At 65.4% G+C, this 15,635-nt stretch carries 14 protein-coding genes; 4 read left to right on the forward strand and 10 right to left on the reverse strand.

From position 1 onward, the window contains the following. Window positions 1-134: 134 nt before the first annotated feature. From ACVWW6_RS30315 to recJ, 3 genes are all read right to left on the reverse strand, one after another. Window positions 135-932, reverse strand: coding sequence for an aldolase (locus tag ACVWW6_RS30315; protein WP_038967118.1), 798 nt, complete (start codon window positions 930-932; stop codon window positions 135-137). A 108-nt stretch (window positions 933-1,040) separates the two neighbouring features. Next, a complete protein-coding gene (locus tag ACVWW6_RS30320; RefSeq protein ID WP_456681919.1) occupies window positions 1,041-1,850 on the reverse strand; it encodes an SDR family NAD(P)-dependent oxidoreductase in 810 nt (269 codons plus the stop codon). Between the two features lie 30 nt (window positions 1,851-1,880). Further along, entirely contained in the window at window positions 1,881-3,722 is a 1,842-nt protein-coding gene (gene recJ / locus ACVWW6_RS30325; protein WP_456681920.1) for a single-stranded-DNA-specific exonuclease RecJ, read from the reverse strand. Window positions 3,723-4,009: 287 nt separating this feature from the next. Between recJ and ACVWW6_RS30330 the strand changes: the two genes are divergently transcribed. Further along, on the forward strand, window positions 4,010-5,086 hold the full coding sequence (locus tag ACVWW6_RS30330) for a methyl-accepting chemotaxis protein (RefSeq protein WP_456681921.1): 1,077 nt from the start codon (window positions 4,010-4,012) through the stop codon (window positions 5,084-5,086). Between the two features lie 195 nt (window positions 5,087-5,281). On the opposite strand, the gene ACVWW6_RS30335 is transcribed toward ACVWW6_RS30330, so the two are convergent. From ACVWW6_RS30335 to ACVWW6_RS30365, 7 genes are all read right to left on the reverse strand, one after another. Continuing rightward, entirely contained in the window at window positions 5,282-6,289 is a 1,008-nt protein-coding gene (locus tag ACVWW6_RS30335) for a L,D-transpeptidase family protein (RefSeq protein ID WP_456681922.1), read from the reverse strand. Between the two features lie 145 nt (window positions 6,290-6,434). Next, window positions 6,435-7,439, reverse strand: a complete 1,005-nt coding sequence (locus ACVWW6_RS30340) for a 4-hydroxythreonine-4-phosphate dehydrogenase PdxA (protein WP_271557400.1) — start codon at window positions 7,437-7,439, stop codon at window positions 6,435-6,437. After that, window positions 7,436-8,977, reverse strand: a complete 1,542-nt coding sequence (locus ACVWW6_RS30345; protein WP_028171292.1) for a tripartite tricarboxylate transporter permease — start codon at window positions 8,975-8,977, stop codon at window positions 7,436-7,438. The genes ACVWW6_RS30340 and ACVWW6_RS30345 overlap by 4 nt, the downstream gene beginning before the upstream one ends. Window positions 8,978-8,988: 11 nt before the next feature. Then, window positions 8,989-9,471 carry a tripartite tricarboxylate transporter TctB family protein gene (locus ACVWW6_RS30350; RefSeq protein ID WP_028171291.1) on the reverse strand — a complete coding sequence of 161 codons (483 nt, stop codon included), beginning with the start codon at window positions 9,469-9,471 and terminating at the stop codon, window positions 8,989-8,991. 225 nt (window positions 9,472-9,696) lie between these two features. Next, complete coding sequence (locus ACVWW6_RS30355) at window positions 9,697-10,689, reverse strand: Bug family tripartite tricarboxylate transporter substrate binding protein (protein WP_456681923.1); 993 nt, start codon at window positions 10,687-10,689, stop codon at window positions 9,697-9,699. Between the two features lie 48 nt (window positions 10,690-10,737). Then, a complete protein-coding gene (locus ACVWW6_RS30360; protein WP_271557393.1) occupies window positions 10,738-11,997 on the reverse strand; it encodes a CaiB/BaiF CoA transferase family protein in 1,260 nt (419 codons plus the stop codon). 9 nt (window positions 11,998-12,006) lie between these two features. Continuing rightward, window positions 12,007-12,801: an enoyl-CoA hydratase/isomerase family protein gene (locus ACVWW6_RS30365; protein WP_060911862.1), complete on the reverse strand. Its 795-nt coding sequence runs from the start codon at window positions 12,799-12,801 to the stop codon at window positions 12,007-12,009. Between the two features lie 117 nt (window positions 12,802-12,918). Between ACVWW6_RS30365 and ACVWW6_RS30370 the strand changes: the two genes are divergently transcribed. The 3 genes from ACVWW6_RS30370 (at window position 12,919) to ACVWW6_RS30380 (ending at window position 15,416) form a co-directional block, all read left to right on the forward strand. Further along, entirely contained in the window at window positions 12,919-13,584 is a 666-nt protein-coding gene (locus tag ACVWW6_RS30370; protein ID WP_161535028.1) for a GntR family transcriptional regulator, read from the forward strand. A 79-nt stretch (window positions 13,585-13,663) separates the two neighbouring features. Next, the gene (locus tag ACVWW6_RS30375) at window positions 13,664-14,146 is read left to right on the forward strand and encodes a bleomycin resistance protein (RefSeq protein WP_074076982.1); all 483 of its coding nucleotides are present in this window, start codon (window positions 13,664-13,666) and stop codon (window positions 14,144-14,146) included. A gap of 298 nt (window positions 14,147-14,444) precedes the next feature. Next, entirely contained in the window at window positions 14,445-15,416 is a 972-nt protein-coding gene (locus ACVWW6_RS30380) for an MBL fold metallo-hydrolase (RefSeq protein WP_456681924.1), read from the forward strand. The last annotated feature ends 219 nt before the right edge of the window (window positions 15,417-15,635 follow it).

Here is a 15,635-nt window from a genome sequence, read left to right on the forward strand (position 1 = left end):
CCGGTCATTCCGGGGCGCGCCACTCGGCGCGAGCCCGGAATCCATCGTGCAGCAAGCGACGCAGAAAAATGGATTCCGGGCTCGCGCCAAGCGGCGCGCCCCGGAATGACACTGTGGGTGACGCGCCCCCTGCCTCAGTGCCTGTACTGCGGCTCCTCAGCATCAAGCTGTCTACGGATCGCAGCCAGGTGCAACCGCGCGGATTCGGAATCGCCCTCGCGCATCTGCTTGTAGGTCTCGGCCGCAATCGCGGGATCGACGGCCAGCACCTTGCGTCCCGTCGACATCGCCAGCACCTGCACCTCGGCAGCGCGCTCGAGGTAGTAGAGATCGTCCCAGGCTTCCGCGATGGTCGGCGCCAGCACCATCACGCCGTGATGCTTCATGAAGACGATGTCGGCATCACCGACGGCGGATGCGATCCGCGCGCCTTCGCGGTTGTCGAGCGCAAGGCCGTTGTAGTCGCGGTCGACCGCGGTGCGGCCGTAGAATTTCAGCGCGGTCTGGCCGGCCCAGATCAGGGGATCGCCCTCGGTCATCGACAGCGCGGTGGCGTAGGGCATGTGGGTGTGGAACGCGACCTTGGCGCGCGGCAGGCGCTTGTGCATCTCGGCGTGGATGTAGAACGCCGTCGCCTCGGGTACGCCCTCGCCGTCGAGCACGTTGCCGTGGAAGTCGCAGATCAAGAGCTTTGACGCGGTCAGCTCGCGGAAGGCGTAGCCGTAGGGGTTGACGAGAAACAGGTCGTCGTGGCCCGGCACCACAGCCGAGAAGTGATTGCAGATGCCCTCCTCAAAGCCGTTGCGCGCGGCCATGCGGAAGCAGGCGGCGAGATCCTCGCGCGCGGTGCGGATCGCGTCGGTGGCAAGGTCCGGCCGGTTCGAGCGGAATGGCGCCGGCGTGGATGACGAGGAGTGAAGGCTGTGCGCCATGGCGAAGGACACCTTTGTCGGTCGAGAGCTGCCCGCCTTGTACAGGGCCGACGCCTGCGCGTCAGCCTCCGCGGGCGCCACCCTGCCCTTCGCAGCCCGCGCGGCGGCTTATTGCCGCCGCGGCACGCCGCCGGCGTTCATACCGCCGTCGATCACGAGCTCGCTGCCGGTGACGTAACGCGAGGCATCTGACGCCAGATACAGCACGCCGGAGGCAATCTCCGCGGCCTGCCCGGCGCGGGCAAGCGGCGTGACGACCCGGGCCCGTTCCTCCGGATCGATCGGCGCATTGCCCTGGTTGCCGGTCGCCCCCGTCGGGATCTTGCCCCAGATCGGAGTGTCGATGATGCCGGGATGAACGGAATTGACGCGAATGCCATCGCCCACGGCCGCGCACTCCATCGCGATCGATTTCGCAAACAGCCGCACGCCGCCTTTGGTCAGCGAATAGGCCGACAGCCCGGGCGCACCACGCAGGCCCGCGAGCGAGGACATCATGACGATCGAGCCGCCGCCGGTCTTGCGCATCAAAGGCAGGCAATGCTTGACCGAGAGAAACACGCCATCGAGGTTGATCGCGTTCTGCTTGCGCCAGTCACCGAGTGTCATGTCGACGATCGAGGGCACGGCAATGCCGATGCCGGCATTGGAGACCATGATGTCGAGCCGGCCGTAGCGCTTGGCGATCTCGGCGACGATCTCGATCCAGCGTTCCTCGCTGGTGACGTCCTGCTCCAGGAAGATCGCCGTGCCACCGGCCCTGGTGATACGTTTAGCGAGCTCGGGCCCGCGTAGTTCATCGATATCAGTTGCAATCACGGTGGCGCCCTCGCGCGCGAACAGCTCGACGATCGCCTCGCCGATGCCGGAGGCGCCGCCCGTCACCAGCGCGACCTTGCCCTCAACCTGCCCTGCCATGTTCACTCCCTTTTTTGTTGTTTGAGGCCGCTACTTAATCACGGATGGCCCCTGGTCCGGTAGCGCGACGTCGATGACGCGGAACTGCACACGCTCGGCGCCCTGATAGCGGTCGACCGACAACGATCCCGCGACATGCAATTGCTGACCGCGATTGGCGACCAACGCGTTGCCGAGTTTTTGTCCGACCGAACGGAAGGCGATCCCGTTGACGATGGCGCCATCGCCGGACTTGAAGCGCAAACGCAGATGCGCCTGGCCGACCTCATCGGCATAGACGAGCTGATGCGCCGGCAGCGCCAGCACGGCTTCCGGATTGCCGCTGCCAAAGGGCCCTGCGCGGTTGAGCGTCGCCGCAAGCTCCGTCGTCACTGCGCGCGCAGAGACGGCGCCGTCGATATAGAGCTCGTTGACGTGGCGCGCCTCCGCGACGTCGCGCGCCAGCGCATTTTCAAGATAGGCGCGGAATTCGGCGAGCTTCTCCTTGCGCAGCGTCACGCCCGCGGCCATCGCATGGCCGCCGCCTTTGAGCAGGATGCCGTCGGAGACCGCCTGCCGCACCGCCTTGCCGATGTCGACGCCGGCGATCGAGCGGCCCGAGCCGGTGCCGATGCCGCCGGGCTCGAGTGCAATCGCAAAGGCGGGCCGCGAAAACTTCTCCTTCAGACGGGAAGCGACGAGGCCAACCACGCCGGGGTGCCAGCCTTCGGACGCCGTGACGATGACGCCGAGCTTGTCCTCCAGTCCGATCGAGGCCAGCGCCTCGGCCTCGGCTTGCGCTTCCGCGGCCTGCTCGATGACACGGCGTTCGGTGTTGAGGCGATCGAGTTCAGCCGCGATCCGCGCGGCTTCGACGCTGTCGCCTTCGAGCAAGAGCCGCACGCCGAGATCGGCGCGGCCGATCCGGCCGCCGGCATTGACCCGCGGCCCCAGCATGAAGCCGAGATGCCAGGCCTCCGGCGGGCCGTTGAGCCGCGCCACGTCCATCAGCGCGGTGTGGCCGACATGATCGCGCCGCCGCATCGCGATCAGCCCCTTGGCGACGAAGGCGCGGTTGAGTCCGATCAATGGCGCGACATCGGCGACCGTGCCGAGCGCGACGTGATGCAGCATGCCGAGCAGATCGGGCTCGGGCATCTCCGCATTCCAGAAGCCGCGTTGGCGCAATTCGCGATTGACCGCGACCAGCGTCACCAGCACGAGACCGACCGCGGCGAGATGGCCAAGGCCCGAGAGATCGTCGAGCCGGTTCGGATTGACCAGTGCGTCGACCAGCGGCAGCTCCGTCCCGGCCTGGTGGTGATCGATCACGACCACGGACATGCCGAGGCGCTTGGCCTCAGCCAGCGGCTCGATGCTCGTGGTGCCGCAATCGACGGTGACGAGCAGCGTGGCGCCCTTCGCGGCCAGCCCGCGCACGGCTTCGGTATTGGGCCCGTAGCCCTCGAAAATCCGGTCGGGAATGTGGATCAGCGGATCGAGCCCGCAATGGCGCAGGTGCCAGGCCAGCAGCGCCGCCGAGGTCGCACCGTCGACGTCGTAGTCGCCGAAGATCGCGACCTTCTCGCCCTTCGCCGCGGCATCGGCGATGCGCTTTGCGGCGGCCTCCATCTCCGTCACCGTGAAGGGGTCCGGCATGAGCTTGCGGATGGTCGGGTCCAGGAAGTCCGGCACCGCGTCGATATCGACCCCGCGCCCCGCCAGAACCCGCGCCAGCAGTTCCGGCAACTGGTGCCGCTGCACAATGGCGAGCGCCTGGGCCGCCCCGCGGGCGTCCAGCCGGTCGCGCCAGAGCTTGTCGGTGAGCGAGCGCGTCACCCCCAGGAACGCCTGGGGCGCTTCGACGGGCAAGGCAGTGGTAGGCGGCGTCATGACGAGCGGCAATCTGTTGGGAACTCGAGGTTCGGGCGAACACGCGAGGCGCCCGGTCACTGGCTTAAGGGGATTGGCCAGGAAACCCCGGCGATTTGCAACGGCCGGGCTGCACAAAGCGGTGGATGGCCAGCCGACGGGCCGGAGTGACTATCATTTGGGCATTCCACCGGACAGCAAATTAAGCAGGCGTTAGGCGGAATCCTCGAAAAAGAATCGTATTCGATCTGTAAGCGATTGTTCCGGGTTCATTGCAGATCAGGCCTCATTGCCAAGGGAACTCCCCGATGTCTGCTGCGCTGGGTCTGAAAGCCAAGCCGATTGCCGCCGAACCCGCTGAAGATGATTCCGACATTTCCGCGCTGATCAACCGCCTCACCGCGGAGGTCAACCAGATCGCGGTCGACAAGACCAAGGCGATCCAGCAGATCACCAACCAGATGAAGATGCTGGCGCTGAACGCGCTGATCGAGAGCTCGCGCGCCGGCGCGCAAGGCGCGGGCTTCGCGGTGGTGGCGCAGGAGGTGCGCGGCGTCGGCCAACAGGTCGAGACCATCGCGCGCGAGCTCGAAACCCAATTGACGAAACGCACCGGGGATCTCGTCGCCTCGATCGACCGCATGAGCCAGCGCTCGCGCGGCGAGCGCATGGTCGACCTGTCGCTCAATGCGGTCGAACTGATCGACCGCAACCTCTATGAGCGCACCTGCGACGTGCGGTGGTGGGCCACCGACTCCGCCGTGGTCGATTGCGCTTCCTCGCCCGCTCCGGCGGCAGTCACCTACGCCTCGCAGCGCCTCGGCGTCATCCTCGGCGCCTACACCGTCTATCTCGACCTCTGGCTCTGCGACCTCGACGGCAACGTCATCGCCAATGGCCGCGCCGACCGCTTTCGCGTCGTCGGCCAGAACATCGCCCACACCAAATGGTTTCGCGAGGCGCGGACCTTGCGCTCCGGCGACGACTATGTCGCCGGCGACGTCGAGAACCAGCCGCTGCTCGGCAACGCGCAGGTCGCGACCTATTGCGCCAGCGTCCGCGCCGGCGGCCAGGCCAACGGCACGCCGATCGGCGTGCTCGCCATCCATTTCGACTGGGAGCCGCAGGCCCGCGCCATCGTCCAGGGCGTGCGCGTCGGCGACAGCGACAAGGCGCGCGTGCTGCTGGTCGACTCCAATTTCCGCGTGATCGCGGCCTCCGACGGCAAAGGCATTTTGAGCGAGCGCATCTCGCTGTCGCTGAACGGCCAGCGCTCCGGCTTCTATCACGACCGCTCGGGCACGATGATCGCGTTCCATGCGACACCCGGCTACGAGACCTATCGCGGCCTCGGCTGGTATGGCGTGATCATCTGCGGAGCCTGAGGCCAGGATCCGTCCGCTCGATAAAAAATCGCAAAACAACCCCATACACAGTAGCCGGGCGTTGTTTTCATTGGTGTTTTTCCTGCAGCTCAAGCTGTTTTGACGCGTCGGGCAAAACAGTGGCATTATGCGACTATTCCGAAATCCGAAAACGCGCTCGTTGCCTTGGGCCGGCGACCGCCGTGTGAGCGCCCCTCACTTGGCGCCCTCCACAAAGGCGACCGGCGTGCCTTTCGCGACGTGACCTGCGACGCGTTCGGCGTCCCAATTGGTGAGACGCACGCAGCCGTGAGATTCCGCTTTGGAAATCTTGTCCGGCGAAGGCGTGCCGTGAATGCCGTAGCCTTCGGCGGACAAGTTGATCCACACCGTCCCAACCGGATTGTTCGGACCTGGCTTGATGGTAAAGGGCTTGCGCGAACGGACGCCCTTGAAGTGATAGGCGGGATTGTAGCGATAGAGCGGATTCTTGCTGACTTCGGTGACCTTGAGCGTGCCTGAGGGCGACGGCTTGTCCTCGCTTCCCACAGTCGCCGGATAAAATCCGATCAGCGCATTCGACTTGTCGAACAGTTTGACGGTCTGCCTGACCTTGTCGACCTCGACCCTGTCCGCCTTTGCAGGCGCACCCTCTCCCGCACTGGCAGTGTCCACCACGACGATGGTGTCGCCGGCGCGATCAAAACGGCGCCCGGGGTTGAGCGCCGCCAGAAGCTGCTCGCTCATGTGAAATTTCTCGGCCAGGGCTTCACGCGGACTGGTGAAGCCGAGCTTCGGGATGTCCTTCATGTCCTCCATCTTCGACGGCAGCTTGTTCAGGAAAGGACCCGCCGCGTCCCGCTCGGTGATGGTGTAGGTCAGCGTGACCGGCCGCTCGTCCGCCCGCAGCGCCTTCCAAACCTCCTCCGTCGGAGCCTCCGAGCCCGGCAACTGCCGGGCTTCCGCATAGGCGCGTAGCGCCTTCTTCGCATTCTCCCCGAACCTGCCGTCGATCTCGCCGGGCGAGAAATGCGCCCTGTCCAGAAGCACTTGCAACCGCACGCCCGCCGGAGTCGGCTTTTCGTTCGAGAGAGTCTTCTTCGATGGCTCGGCGGACTCGATGACGGCCGGGCTGATCTCGGCCGCGAACGCGGGTGCTGCCGCCAGAACAAGGATCAGAACGATGCAGAATACCTGGGCGCGATCGACCGACCGGGCGCTCATCATCGTCCTTCGCGACCCGCGATCGCCCATGTGCCAGCTCCGGGATGGAGACATTCACCGAATTGGCAACTCGGAGCGACCACGGAAGTTTCTAGTTTTTCCCGAGGGCGACTGGCGCAGCCGACGAGCTAGTGCCCGTGGTCGATCACCCAGCACGGCGCCCGGCCATCTCCGCCGCGAGCAGCAGCGCGGCGCGGCTGGCGCCGATCGATGCGATGCCCTGGCCTGCGATGTCGTAGGCGGTGCCGTGCGCGGGCGTGCAGATCGGGAATGGAAAGCCGCCGAGCAAGGTCACGCCGCGATCGAAGCCCATCAGCTTCATCGCGATCTGACCCTGGTCATGATACATCGTCAGCACCGCATCGAAGGCGCCGCCCTTGGCGCGCAGGAACACGGTGTCGGCCGGGAACGGCCCCTCCGCGGCAATGCCCTCGCGCTGGCCGGCCGCGACCACCGGCTCAATCATGTCGATCTCCTCGCGGCCGAAATTGCCGCCGTCGCCGGCGTGAGGATTGAGACCCGCAACCGCGATGCGCGGGCGCGCGAAGCCGGCGTTGCGCATGCAAGCATCGGTCAGTTTCAGCGCGCGGTGGATGCGTTCGCTGGACAGCTTTGCAGCCACATCCCTAAGCGGGATGTGGGACGTGACCCGCGCGTTCCAGAGCCGGTCCAGCACGTTGAACTCGCTGGCCGGCGTCTTGAGGCCGACCACCTCCGCGGAAAACGCGATCTCGTCGTCATACTCGGCGCGGGCAAGGCGCATCGCCTGCTTATTGAAGGGGGTGAAGCAGACCGCATCGACGCGGCCGTCGCGGCCGAGTTCGAGCGCGTGCCGGTAATTGGTCAGCGCGAATTTTCCGCCGGCAAGCGTCGCGGTCTTCGGCTCGACGTCCCTGGGATCGAGGTGGCGAAGATCGACAAACAGCGCGTCGCCCTGCGCCGATCGAAGGTCGGCCCCCTGCTCCACCATGGTCAGGTCCGGCTTGACGCCCGCAACGTGCGCGCCCTCGTCGAAGATGCGGCGGTCGCCGATCACCACGAGCCGGCAGCTCGCGCGGATGTCGCCCTCCACCACGAGCTTCGCCGTCAGCTCCGGGCTGATGCCGGCGGGATCTCCCATCGCCAGTGCAATGAGCGGCTTTGCGGTCATATGATCACCTTCTCCTGAGCTGTCGTCTCATTCCTGTCGGATGGCGTGGGCTTGCGCAGCAAACGCGCGAGCTGCAACGCGAGCGGAAGCAGCAGCAGCGCGATGCCGGCCACGATCAGGCACGTCACCAGCTTGTTCGCAAAGAAGATCCCGAGCGATCCCTTTGACATCAGCATCGACTGCCGGAACGCATCCTCGGCCTTGTCGCCGATGACGATCGCGAGCACCAGCGGCGCCAGCGGATAGAACAGCTTCTTGAAGAGATAGCCGACGACACCGAAGCCGAGCATCATCACCACGTCGAGATAGGAGTTCGACACCGAATAGGCGCCGACGACGCAGATGATCACGATCAGGGGCGCGATGACCACGAACGGGATTCGCATCAAGGCGGCGAAGACCGGAACGGTCAGCAGCACCAGCGCAACCGCGACGATGTTGCCGACATACATCGAGGCGATCAGGCCCCAGACAAAATCCTTCTGGTCGACGAACAGCATCGGCCCTGGATTGAGGCCCCAGATCATGAGCCCGCCCATCATGACGGCCGCGGTCGCCGAGCCTGGAATGCCGAGCGAGAGCATCGGCAGCAGCGCGCTGGTGCCCGCGGCATGATCGGCCGTCTCCGGCGAGATGATGCCTTCGACCTCGCCGGTGCCGAAATATCGGCCGCGGCGCGAGAAGCGGCGGGCGATACCGTAGCTCATGAAGGATGCGGCGGTCGGGCCGCCCGGCGTGATCCCCATCCAGCACCCGATCGCGGCGCTCCGCAGCAGCGCAACGCTATGCCGCGGCAGGCGGCCGACGGCGCGAAACACCTCGCGCCAATCGATCTTCGAGGAGACGGCGCGGGCATGGAATTCCTCCTCGACGGCAACCAGCAGTTCGCCGATGCCGAACAGACCCATCACCGCGACGACGAAGTTCACCCCTTTGACCAGCTCGTCGATGCCCATGGTCAGCCGGACGCTGCCCGAGACGGTGTCGATGCCGATGGCGGCGATCGCAAAACCGATCGCGAGCGCCACGACGGTCTTGATCGGGGCCGCCCCGCCCATGCCGACGAAACTCGCAAAGGCCAGGAAATAGACCGCAAAATATTCCGCCGGCCCGAAGGCGAGCGCGACCTGCGCCACCCAGGATGCGAGGAAGGTGATCAGGATGACGCCGACCAGCGCGCCGAACGCAGCCGAACCAAAGGCGGTCGCGAGTGCCGTCGTCGGCCGGCCGTCCCGCGCCATCGGATAGCCGTCGAAGGTGGTTGCGACAGAGGACGGCTCGCCGGGAATGTTGAACAGGATCGAGGTCACCGAGCCGCCGAACAGCGCGCCCCAGTACATGCTGGAGAGCAGGATGATCGCCGACACCGGCTGCATGCCGAAGGTCAGCGGCAGGAGCAGCGACACCCCGTTCGGCGCGCCCAGCCCCGGCAGCACGCCGACGAGAATGCCGAGCAGCACGCCGACCGCCATCAGCAGCAGATGCGGCACGGTGATCGCGATGGTGAAGCCGTGCAGCAGTTCCCCAAGATTATCCATCGGCCTCTCCGTCAGATGCCGAACGCGGCGGCGAGCGCGCCATGCGGCAGGCTGACCTGGAACATGCGCTCGAACACGACGTAGAGCGCGAGCGCCGTTGCCGCCGCCATCGCCAGCGCGCGTGGCACGGATTGGTGCCTCGGGATCGCCAGCACGGCGAAGACGTACAGGCTTGAGGCGATGTACATCCCGACCAGCGGGATCGCGGCAACGAAGATCGCGGCCGGCACGAACAGGCCGGCAAGCCGGCGCAGCTCGAGCGGTGTGATCGCGATGGGAACGCTTGCGAGCGTCGTCGCCGGCAGAAGACCTCTCACCAGATTGTAGAGGCTTCCGAGCACGATGATGATTCCGGTCAGGAACGGGAACGTGCCGGCATCCACGCCCGCGCTCGACCAGCCGATGCCGTTGTCGAGGCTGGAGACGACGACGGCCACACCAAAGCTGCCGGTGAGGATAGCGGTCGCAAGCTCAAGCGCGCGGCGTGAGATCATCGAGAGCTCCGTTCGAGCGGCGTGCCACGGCCAGTGAATGACGCACGCGTCTTCCAAGCCATCAAGTGTCGTCCCGGCGAAAGCCAGGACCCATAACCCCAGGGAGAAGTTTGACGAGGCCTGGAAGCCAAGTCGGTACCACCACCAACGCTCCGCGATAGATCACGCGGTGTGGGTCCCGCCGTTCGCCGGGACGACAGTGGAGATTGTGGCACGATGGTCGCCTCACTTGACCAGCCAGCCCTGCTCGCCCGCAACCTGCTTGACGTGCTCAAGGTCCTCCTTGATGAACTTGTCGAGCTCGGCGCCGGTCAGGAACGTGTCGACCTGGGAGGTCTTCTCGATGTAGTCCTTCCATTCCGGCGTCGCCTGCACCTTCTTCATGAGGTCGACATAGAACGCGGCCTGATCCGGCGTGACCTTGCCGGGCAGCCACACCGTCCGCGGCTGCTCATATTGCTTGATGTCGAGCCCCTGCTCGGCGCAGGTCGGAACGTCGCTCCAGCCTTCAGTCGCGGTGACCTTGGGACCCTGCGGCAGCCGTTTCGGGCTGAAAACGCAAAGCGGTCGCTGCGTGCCGCCACGCCATTGCCCGAGGCTCTCGCTGGGATTGTTGACGTGGGAGTCGAGGTGTCCGCCGGCGAGCTGCACGGCGGTCTCGGCGCCGCTCTTGAAGGGGATGTAGGTCAGCTTGACCTGACCGGCCTTCTCGATCATGCGGGTCAGCACCTCGTCGGTGTCCTTCGACTGCGCGCCGCCCATCTTGAATTCGCCCGATGCGGCCGCCTTCAGATAGTCCCCTGCCGTGTTGTAGGGCGCATCCTGCTTGACCCAGAGCAGGAACTCGTCCTGCGCCATCGCCGCGATCGGGGTGAGATCGGTGTAGTTGAAGGCGACCTTGGAGACGAGCGGCTGCTGCCAGGCGTTCGACGTTCCGAAGATCACCTTGTAGGGATCGCCTGCGGACGCCTTGCCGTAGACATAACCTTCGGCGCCGCTGCCGCCGCCCTTGTTGACGACGACGATGGGCTGCTCCGTCAGCTTGTACTTGGTGACGATGTTCTGCACCGCACGGGCGAGATTGTCGGTGCCGCCGCCCGGTCCGGCGGTGGCCACGAACTCGATCGGCTTTTGCGGTTGCCAGGCCGCAAACGCCGGGACCGTGCCGGCGAGCACGGTCGCGGCTGCGGAAAGCAGAAGTGTTGACGTCCGACCCATGATTTCCTCCAGCTCTTATGTTCTGTTTTATTTGTTGTATCGAACCGGTCAGGCGACGCGTTCCTCGCGTCTGTCTGCGGCTGAAACGATTGCGCCTTCTTGCTCGAGCGCTTCGATCTGCTTCTGGTCGAACCCATGTTCGGCCAGCACCTCGCGGGTATGCTCACCGTAGACCGGGGCGCCCGAGAGCACTTTGCCTGGGGTCTCCGAAAACTTGACCGGAAGCCCGATCGTCTTCACGGGACCGAGCGTGGAATGCTCGACCTCGACGACCATCTCGCGCGCCAGCGTCTGCGGATCGCTGAGCGCCTCCAGCATGTCGTGCACGGGGCCGCACGGCACGCCCTTCTCATCGAGTGCCGCAAGCCAATGCACCCGCGACCGGGTGCGGAAGCGCTCGCTCAGGACGGCCTCGAGCTCCTTCAGATGCGCCATGCGGTCGGCCCCGGTGACGAAGCGCGGATCGGAGGCGAGCTCGCTGGCACCGAGCGCCTCCAGCATCAACAGCCAATGCTTCTTGTTGGCGCCGCCGACCACCAGCCAGCCGTCCGAGGCCTCGAAGGCCTGGTACGGCGCGTTGAGCGGATGCGCCGAGCCCATCGCGCGCGGCGCGGTGCCCGCGGCCAGCGCGATCGTGGACTGCCAGTAGGTCTGCACCAGGGCCGCCTCGTAAAGCGAGGTCTCGACCCACTGCCCTTCGCCAGTCTTGAGCCGATGCGTATAGGCGGCAAGGATACCCATGCTCGCGAGCAGGCCGGCGGTGATGTCGGACAGCGGCGGGCCGCATTTGACGGGCGGACCATCCGGGCGTTCGCCGGTAAAGCTCATGATGCCGCTCATCGCCTGCGCGACGAGGTCAAAACCGCGGCGGTGCTTGTAGGGGCCGGTGCGGCCGAAGCCGGACAGCGAGCAGTAGATCAGCGATGGATACTGCTTGTGCAGGTCTTCATAGCCGAAGCCGAGGCGCTCCATGGCGCCCGGAGCAAAATTCTCGACCAGCACGTCGGCGTCCGCGATCAGCCGCCGCAGCACCTTCTTGCCGCCATCGGTCTTGAGGTCCAGCACGATGCCGCGCTTGTTGCGGTTCATCATCAGGAAGGAGGCCGCCTCATCGCCGATCTTGGGCGGCACCGAATGGCGGGTGTCGTCGCCGTTCGGCCATTTCTCGATCTTGATGACGTCCGCGCCCATGTCGGCGAGCATCAAGGTGCAGGTCGGCCCCGCCATGACATGGGTGAGATCGATGACCTTGAGGCCGGCAAGCGGTCCCGAACGGCGAGAGGTGGATTGCGATCGATCGCTTTGCATCGGCCCGTCCTATTGGCCGCGCCATTGCGGCGCGCGCTTGTTGAGGAAAGCATCGAGCCCTTCGCGAAAATCCTGGCTCGTGTAGCACATCAGGATGAGGTCTTCCCCCTCGTCCCGGGTCAGCCGCCTTTGCAGGCGCGCCACCGCCTGCTTGGTCGCGGTCAGCGTCAGCGGCGCGTGGCTGGCCAGCAGGCGAGCGACCTCGTCGGCACGCCTGTCCAGGGCCGCGATATCCTCGACGACCTCGCCGAGCAGCCCGACGCTGGCGGCTTCAGCGGCGTCAATGAGGCGCGCGGTGAAGATCAGATCCTTGACGCGCGCAGCGCCGATGAGCGCGGTGAGACGGCTGACATTGGACATCGACAGGCAGTTGCCGAGCGTCCGGGCGATCGGAAATCCGATTTTGGCGCTGTTCGTGCCGATGCGCAGGTCGCAGGCCGCGGCGATGCCCGCCCCGCCGCCGGTGCAGAACCCGTTGATCGCGGCGATGGTCGGGACCCGGCACTGCTCGAGCGTGGTGAGCACGCGGTCGATGCGGTTCTCGTAGTCGATCGCGTCCTGCGGCGTCTTGAACTCGCGGAACTGGTTGATGTCGGTGCCGGAGGCGAAGGCCTTGTCGCCGGCCCCGCGCAGCACCAGCACCTTGAGGGAATGATCGCGGTCGGCCTCTTCGCAGATCGCCGCGAGCCGTTCGTACATGGCGAAGGTGAAGGCATTGCGCGCCTGCGGACGGTTGAAGGTGATCCGCCCGATGCCGTCCTGACGTTCAAAAACGAGGTCGTCCGCCTCCGCAGCGTGGTCCATTTCCTCATGCCCTCTTGTTTTTTACATTTTTGAATGCAGAATCTGCGATTAGCAAGCTGGAACTTGCATATTTCGACTGATTACTGCATTTTTGCATTCAAATTGGAGCCGCCTGCCATGCTTCATGAGGAGGTCGTCGGCCGCATCCGCGCCATCCTGCTCGACGGCGAAATCCCGCCGGGCGCGCGGATTCCCGAGCGCGAGCTGTGCGACCGGCTCCAGATCTCGCGCACGCCGCTGCGGGAAGCGCTCAAGGTGCTCGCCGCCGAAGGTCTCGTGCAGCTCCTGCCCCATCGCGGCTCGCGCGCGGCGAAGCTGACCGACAAGGACATGCGCGACCTGTTCGAAGTCTGCCAGGGGCTCGAAGCGCTTGCCGGCGAGCTCGCCTGCGAGCGGATCAGCGACGCCGAGATCGACGAGATCGCCGCCGCGCACACGGACATGGTTCGGCATTATCGCGAGGGCGACCTGATCCAGTACTACCGCGGCAACCGCGCCATCCACGAGGCCATCGTCGCCGCAGCCGGAAATCCCGCACTGACCGGGCTCTACGCCTCCGTGACGGCGCGCATCCGCCGCGCGCGCTACGTCACGCCGATGACGCCGCAGCGCTGGGCGTTCGCCGTGAAGGAGCACGAGGCGATCCTGAACGCGCTGCAGCGGCGCGACGGCGCCGGCCTCTCCCACATCCTGCGTGCGCATCTCCGCCACAAGCGCGAAGAGGTCTTGCAGGCCGGCTTTGCCGAGACGGAAGCAAGCGACCTCGCGCTGAGGATCGCGTGAGGCATTCGGCTTCTGGCCATCGCGCCGTTTCGCTGCGATAACCGCCTGGCACGTCGATCACGCCATCAGGCCCGCCGCAATGAACACGCCGCTGCTCTCAGACCCCGGCGCTCGCGCCAGCTCCGACAGCACCGGAGGCGCGCCGCAAGGCGGCTTTGCCGACCTGGTTCCCGAACTCAGCGTTTCCGACATTCAGGAGAGCCTGTCGTTCTGGCGCGACCTGCTCGGGTTCGAAGTCGCCTATGACCGCCCCGATGCGCGGTTTGCGTATCTCGTCAGAGGGCGATTGCAGGTGATGCTCTGCGAATTGAACGGACGCTGGGAGACGGCCGAGATGCAGCGGCCGTTCGGGCGCGGCATCAATTTTCAGATGGCTGTCGATCGCATCGAGCCGATGCTGAAGGCTCTCGACGATGCCAGATGGCCCCTCTACGAGCAGCCGAACGAAGTCTGGTACCGGGTCGGCGACCTCGAAGTCGGCCAGCGTGAATTCCTCGTGCAGGATCCGGACGGCTACCTGATGCGCTTCGTCGAACGCCTGGGGACACGCGTGCCATCGTGACGCGAAAAGATTCTTGCAGTCCTGCCGCGTCGGGCGGTCAGGAGACACAATCGCGACACAATCATTGATTGCATTGCGGCACCGCGTGGCTGGATCGTGCTGACGAAAGCAACGTCGGCAACCGGTGTCTTTTGTCGCGCGCCGGAATTGCATCGCGCACTTTGACAAGCCGCGCTGACCCGCAAATCAATTCCACTTGCTAGCTTGTCTGAACCGGCGCAGCATTCCACCGCTGGCCTCAGGCCGAACACAACGCGCGAGACAATCGCGCAGCTCAAAAGAAGAATGGAGGAAACGAATGACACTCGATGTCTCACGTCGATCCCTGCTCGCACTCGGCGCCGGCCTTGGCGCCAGCGCAATGCTCGGCAGCAGTGCGATGGCACGCGCTCCCAAGCTCGGCACCCAGACTCCCTATTGGCACCGCTTCATTCTCGGCGACGCCGAAGTGACCGTCGTCTCCGACGGACCGTTGCCGCTCGGCGATCCCTCCGGCACCTTCACCGGCGTTTCCAAGGAAGAGGTGAAGAAGATGCTCGCCGACAATTTCCTGTCGCCGGACAATGTCGTGCTCGAGCAGAACTCGCCGATCGTGAACACCGGCGACAAGCTCATCCTGTTCGACACCGGCATGGGCAGCTCCAAGATGTTCGGCCCCACCACCGGCCGGCAGCAGAAGAGCATGATGGAGGCCGGTATCAAGCCGGAGGACATCGATGCCGTGGTCTGCTCGCACGCGCATATCGATCACATCGGCGGCATCGTGGATGCCAACAACAAGCCGCTGTTTCCGAACGCGCAGATCTACATCTCCCAGACCGATTTCGATTTCTGGACCGATGAAGGCAAGATGGGGAGCCCGGCAAAGGACTTCGTCGTGCACGCCCGCAAGAACCTGCTGCCGGTCCGCGACCGCATCGTGTTCTTCAAGGACGGCCAGGAATTCCTGCCCGGCGTGCAGGCCATCTCCGCGCCCGGCCACACCGTCGGCCACACCATCTTCATGGTCAGCTCGGCCGGCAAGTCCTTCGCCTTCCTCGGCGACCTCTCGCACCATTCCGTGCTGCTGCTGGAGCGGCCGCGGATGGAATTCTCCTACGACACCGACCCGAAGCAGGCAGCCGAGTCGCGCGTCAAGCTGCTCACCATGCTCGCGGCCAACAAGACGCCCGTGATGTCCTATCACTTCGCCTGGCCCGGCTACGGCCACGTCGCCAAGGCGGGTGACGGGTTCCACTACTATCCCGAACCGATGCAGATGACGTTGTAGCCGGTGATACCAAGCCCGGGTCGCGCATGTGCGGCCCGGGCCGTTCGCTTGATCTGACCGACAGAGGGGAATGATCCCTGACCGGTTCCTGTCGCGTCGCAACGACACTTCTGGAGCATTTTTCGGCAAGGCAGGCCCGTTCCAGGCAAGAGCTCGCCTCACTGCTCGGATAAGAGTCCCCTCGCATCACTTTCGTCGACGAGAGCTCGTGACGCCCCT

This window comes from Bradyrhizobium sp. USDA 3311 (assembly GCF_054062495.1).